This window comes from Halospina sp. K52047b (assembly GCF_008709855.1).
GTDB classification, from domain to species: domain Bacteria; phylum Pseudomonadota; class Gammaproteobacteria; order Pseudomonadales; family Oleiphilaceae; genus Halospina; species Halospina utahensis_B.
The window spans coordinates 1-4,978 of record NZ_VYJH01000024.1 but is presented as its reverse complement, the minus strand read 5'-3'; the positions used below and the strand labels follow the sequence as shown (position 1 = coordinate 4,978).

Here is a 4,978-nt window from a genome sequence, read left to right as displayed (position 1 = left end):
GTCCAGTTGTTCGTGCCCAGTGGGCTCTACCTTATTCCTCATCATTCAGCTCCTGTGTTTCGCTCAGTCTCCAACCTGGTCACCTGATCGGCCAGGCTATCCCGCTCGCTTTGAAGCTCGGCGTTCCGCTGGTGCTCAAGCGACACCTGCTCGCGCCATGCCTCGGCGTCCTTCGCGGCCTGCTCTCGCGCCTCGCGGGCTTCCTTTCTGGCCTCGCTAAGCTCGGCTTTCAGCTCGGACACCTGCTCTTTGAGATCGCCCGCTTTCTCGGCCTGAGCCTCGGCCTTCGATTCAGCGACAGCCGCGTTCTGCGCGGCCTGCTGAGCCTCCCTCTGGGATTCTTCCAGCCGCTGCTGGCGCTCGCCAGCCTGCGCTTTCGCCTCGTCGAGCTGCTCGGTCAGCGTCGTGATTCGGTTCTGTGCCTGGGCGAGCTCCTGACCACGGCTCTCGGCAAGCTGGCGAGCGTCGTCCCGTTCCTGCTGCACGCGCTCAAGGTCATGCTGGAGCTGGTCGCGCTCCTGGGCGATCCGGTCTCGCTCGGCTTCCGTCGCCTCAGCCCGTTCAACGGCGTCGTCCCGCTCCTGCTCCAGACCCTCGCCAATCTGCGCCAGCTCCTGCGTCTCCGTGTGCGCTTCGCTCAGCTCCTGCCGGAGCTCCGCGGTCGCGGCTTCCGCGCCGCGCCGAAGCTCTTTCCCGAAAGCGTTGACCAACTCAGCCGGCAGCTCGTAAGCCGCCTGTTTGACTTCAGGCCTGCTCTCGCGCCACTCGGCCAGGTGACGCTGGATCGTGTTCGGGCTGCCAGTGCCCAGTCGCTCCCGAACAGACCGGATCGTTGGCCGCTGGCCTTCGGCGGCGATCGCGTCGGCGGCCGCGTGTACCTGCTCTGCTGTAACCCCTGATCTCATATCAAACCCCGTAACGTATCGCGTATTTCATAACAATACAGATATGATATGCGATACAGATACGATACGCAAGGGGTCCGATACGATATTTCGGCCAGATTTGGCCGGAGGTTGAAGGTCGGGGAGGCCGTGAGCATGGATGCTCCAGGTCTGACGCATCCATGCTCAACTATGAGCCTCAGGGGTCTCACGATCTCTCATGAGAGATCGCCCCGGATCGCCCGCCAGGGCGATCAAAGGCCGCGCTGTGAGCTGATCTTTGCCGACACGGCCGGTGCGGCCGTAGCCCGTCGAGGCTGCGTGAGCAGCAAGCCAGGGCGGCTCTGCCGCCCTTTTCCCAAGCCCTCTTTGCTTTCCGGCGCGCGGGGCGCTGGCGAGCGCCTGGGGCGCTCTCACGCAGGGCCGACAGGCCCGCCAACTCCGTTCCCCTGGTTTCGTGGCCGTGGGCTTCTGAGCGCGAAGCGCTCTGGCAGGGCGTGGCCATCTTGCCAGGCCGCGCCAACGGCGCGGGGCGGAGGGAGCGCCAGCGACCGGAGGGCAGGTGCGCGATCCCTGTTTTCCACAGGGTCGCGCCCTTTTGTAGTTTTCCCTTTTCCCCTTCCTTTTCCGACTTGCAACCATCTGTTTTTGAAGGTTTATTCGGGAAAAGAAACGAGAAATCCGCAACGAAAAAACGGGAAATCCGCAGCTAAAAACGAGAAATCCGCAGTGAGGAGACGAGAAATCCGCACAAAGTAACGAGACTAGACCCCGTACTCGTCTTTTATTACCCTCGGCATAAGCGGATTCGGAGGCGGCATGTCAGAGCAGCTCGTAGTGAAAAGCAACGCCCTGGTGGAAGCAGGTCACAGGCTCTCCTTGGCGGAACAGCGCATTGTCCTGGCTGCGATCACGCAGATCCGACGCGACCGCAAACCCGATTCGGAAGCGTGGTACGAGGTGACCGCTGACGCTCTCTCGGAGGTAAGCGGGATCTCGGCCAGTCGCGCTTATCACGACCTGGCGAACGCGATCGAAACGCTCTGGGAACGGGACATCACCGTCAGGGGAGGCCCGAACGGCAACGACCGGACAACAAAGGGCGGGCGCGTCATGAAAGCTCGCTGGATTCAGGCCGTTGAGTACGTACCTGATGAGGGAAAGATCCGCCTCATGTTCTCAGCACCGATTGTTCCTTACCTGACAGTTCTCAAAAAGCAATTCACGCGCTACCAGTTGCGCTTTGTCGCGCCCATGCGCTCGCGCTTCGGTCCTCGCCTGTACGAGCTGCTGCAGCAGTGGCGCCAATCCGGTGAGCGAGAACTGGCGCTCGATGACCTTCAGTCGATGTGGGGCACCGCGTACACGCGAGTCTATGATCTCAAGCGGTTCGTGATCGCGCCTGCGGTGAAGGACGTGAACACACACAGCGATCTGGAAGTGTCGGTTGGCTATCGAAAAACAGGCCGGCGCGTCACCCATGTCCAGCTCAAATTCAGCCCCAAAGCGGGGCTTGAGTCCCTTGAGGAAGCTCAGAAGCCCCGGAAGAAGAAGGGCCGGAAGCTAGACGAAAGCTTCGCGAACTACGTGAAGCGTAACGCTCGCCCCGGCGAGTCCTGGGAAGCCGCGAAGATTCGTCTCGGGGTCTAACGAAGCGACGGCCCCCGCTCGGCCAGCTCGTCGCGGGCGTCCTCGATTGCCGCCGCCTGTTCGTCGGTGAGCTGATCCGCAGGTATCGGCTCCCACCGGAGCTGTCCATCATCGCCCCGCACGATTTCATCCAGGATGACCGGCTCACCCTCATCGAGCATGGTCTGTTGCCTGAACTGCTCCCGTTCATCAGGCTCCGGCTCAGGTACCGTTATATCGGTCACGCTCTCAGGCTCTGCATCCGCCTGTGGCATGGGTTCTGGCGCTTTTTCTCGTCCAAGCCCGGAAGCAGTGGCCGGGGGCTCGACCCCGGCCCGCTCCCGCTCGTCGCTGCTCCAGCCGGCCGCCTCGGCGCTGGCGGTGCTCTCACTGCGAAAATGCTCGCGGGCCTGCTCGATGGCGCTGGACAGCCGGCGCTTCAAGCTCTGGTACCAGAGCTTGAGCTTCTGGACGCCGAACACTGAGCCCTCATGCTCCGGGGCCGGGTTCGCGGCCACGGTGTCGGTGATCGTCCGCTGGGCCTGCGTCGGCCCTGGTTCGGTCGGCTCCGGCATTGGCTCCGGGGTCACATCATCAGCCAGATGCCAGCGAAGGTGACCAACGAGGCTGTCAGGGCTCCAGCGATCGCGCCCCCCAGGATCAACCAGGGAACCCGCCGCTGCTGGCGATTCTCGTGAGTCATCAACTGCTGGATCTGGCTCTGCTGCTTCTTCAGGGCGTCGTTCTGGCGCTTCTGGAGAGTGAGCGCGTTCTTCTGAAGCTGATGCTGGTGCTTCGCGGCTGTCTGGCTCTGGCTCTGGGCCTCGCTGATGGTGGTCTCCGCGCTGTCGATCGTCTCCTGCAGCCGGTGCGTGATCTGGCTGCTCAGGTCGGCCAGCTCCCCGATGTGATTCTGGAGGTCCTTCGTCGTCTGCATGGCCTGGTGCTGCTCGCGCGCTCGTGGCGAGTTGCTCAAGTTTTTCACCATCGCGGTCTTGCTCGTAGGTGACTCCGTATCGTTGTTGGAGCTGCTTCCAGCCATATTTCTTCCCCAGGTCGGAGGCTTTGAAGGCTGCCCCATCGTACTCGAAGGAGAAGCCATTGAGCCGGCCAGTGCCGGCGACGTTCGGGCGCACGGTCACCCCGGATTCGGTCAGCCGCTCCGCGAATACCGATGCGCTCGGCCCATCGGCCGCGGCTTCGTCGACCAGGCGCTGGAGCGCCTGCCGGGGCGGCTCTTCCCCGGTGCGGGCTGCGCGGTTCAGTTCATCGTGATTGGGGGCTTTCTGGTCGCGGCGGTCAATGTGCGGCTTGTTGTTCTCGTCGCGGTACTTCGGCAGCCCCGGCGTCTGAGCGAGGCCGTGGCGCTGCTCCAGCTCTTGGGTCAGGTCGATGGCCTTGCGGGCCTCCCACGTCCCATGCCAGACGCTCCCATCGAGCCCGATCCGGCTAGCGATCACGTGTACGTGGTCGTAGTCGGTGTCGCTATGGCGCACGGCGAAAAACTGGTGGTTGTCGGGGTCGAACCCCATGCCGCTCACGTAGTCCTCGACCACAGCGCGCCAGCGGTCGGCGTCCAGCTCCTCGCCAGCAGGCAAGGACAGCGACGAATGCCAGACGGGGCGCTTGATCTCCGGGCGCAGGTCGCGGGCCACCGCGAACTCCCGCGACAGCGACCGGGGATCGGTCCCGACGGTATTACCGGCGACCATTTCAGCCTGCTCGCCCTTCCCCAGGGCGTAGTTGGCGACCCCCCGGAAGCCGCCGCCCCGGCTAATCTTGGCCTTCACCGGGGACCCCCAGAAGCTCGTTGCGCAGGCGATCGACCGCCCCGCGCAGCTCGGCCAGGTCAACACCGGGCGGCGGGGCCTGGCCCTCGTTCACGGCGCGCTGGTGCTGGTTGAGGTTGCCGGCGAGCCGCGCCAGCTCGGCCCACGCCTGCCGGTTCACTGGGGGAACGGCCCCGCGTGGCTGCTGGCCAAGACCAGCGCGGCGCAACCACGCGCCCCGACCGACTGAGCCCCGGCGCTCATCGAGCTCGGCGGCCTCGGCGTCGGTCAGGTAGACGGACACGCGAACCTGCCGCACATCCTCGGCGGGGAGCGGGTCCGGGCCTCTTTTCGCCATGCCGAAACCTCCATCCAGGTTGAGGCTGGCGCGGGCAAGGGCGAAGCCCGCGCAGCCGGTCGCCAGACCGGCGGAGACAACCCCGCAAGCGCAGCGCGTCGGGGCGACCCCACCGGGGTCGGGTGAACTAACCGGAGGTTAGTTACACCTTGCTACCTGCCTTCTGGATCTTCAGATCCAGACTACACCGGGGCGCGAGCCCCGGTCAAAAGAGGCCCGCGAGGGCTCCCGGTGCGTCCAGCCGGACGCGCCAGGGAACGCGGGGCTTCGCCCCGGCCAGCGCCGAGGCGCTGGCGAAAGAAGCTGGCGAGGGCGGCGGTGCCGCCCCGGCTGGCGAC

At 64.9% G+C, this 4,978-nt stretch carries 5 protein-coding genes and 1 pseudogene; 1 reads left to right on the top strand and 5 read right to left on the bottom strand.

Annotated features, from left to right (window positions below):
* Positions 1-41 precede the first annotated feature (41 nt).
* Positions 42-905 carry a DNA-binding protein gene (locus F3089_RS15685; RefSeq protein ID WP_151441719.1) on the bottom strand — a complete coding sequence of 288 codons (864 nt, stop codon included), beginning with the start codon at positions 903-905 and terminating at the stop codon, positions 42-44.
* A 798-nt stretch (positions 906-1,703) separates the two neighbouring features.
* Between F3089_RS15685 and F3089_RS15680 the strand changes: the two genes are divergently transcribed.
* Positions 1,704-2,534, top strand: coding sequence for a RepB family plasmid replication initiator protein (locus F3089_RS15680; protein ID WP_151441718.1), 831 nt, complete (start codon positions 1,704-1,706; stop codon positions 2,532-2,534).
* Here F3089_RS15680 and F3089_RS16120 read toward each other — a convergent pair.
* From F3089_RS16120 to F3089_RS15670, 4 genes and pseudogenes are all read right to left on the bottom strand, one after another.
* A complete protein-coding gene (locus F3089_RS16120; RefSeq protein ID WP_225741800.1) occupies positions 2,531-3,088 on the bottom strand; it encodes a hypothetical protein in 558 nt (185 codons plus the stop codon). The two genes, F3089_RS15680 and F3089_RS16120, sit on opposite strands and share 4 nt — an antisense overlap.
* Before the next feature lie 11 nt (positions 3,089-3,099).
* A complete protein-coding gene (locus F3089_RS16115; protein ID WP_225741799.1) occupies positions 3,100-3,555 on the bottom strand; it encodes a hypothetical protein in 456 nt (151 codons plus the stop codon).
* A 325-nt stretch (positions 3,556-3,880) separates the two neighbouring features.
* A pseudogene (locus F3089_RS16265) lies at positions 3,881-4,303 on the bottom strand (relaxase/mobilization nuclease domain-containing protein); the annotation flags it as partial.
* On the bottom strand, positions 4,287-4,640 hold the full coding sequence (locus tag F3089_RS15670; protein WP_151441716.1) for a plasmid mobilization protein: 354 nt from the start codon (positions 4,638-4,640) through the stop codon (positions 4,287-4,289). The pseudogene F3089_RS16265 and the gene F3089_RS15670, both read right to left, overlap by 17 nt.
* Positions 4,641-4,978: the final 338 nt, after the last annotated feature.

Bases quoted from the DNA above. Each gene is read 5' to 3' on its own strand.
- F3089_RS16120 (WP_225741800.1), bottom strand. From the start codon at position 3,088: ATGCCGGAGCCGACCGAACCAGGGCCGACGCAGGCCCAGCGGACGATC.
- F3089_RS15670 (WP_151441716.1), bottom strand. From the start codon at position 4,640: ATGGCGAAAAGAGGCCCGGACCCGCTCCCCGCCGAGGATGTGCGGCAG.
- F3089_RS15685 (WP_151441719.1), bottom strand. From the start codon at position 905: ATGAGATCAGGGGTTACAGCAGAGCAGGTACACGCGGCCGCCGACGCG.
- F3089_RS16115 (WP_225741799.1), bottom strand. From the start codon at position 3,555: ATGGCTGGAAGCAGCTCCAACAACGATACGGAGTCACCTACGAGCAAG.
- F3089_RS15680 (WP_151441718.1), top strand. From the start codon at position 1,704: ATGTCAGAGCAGCTCGTAGTGAAAAGCAACGCCCTGGTGGAAGCAGGT.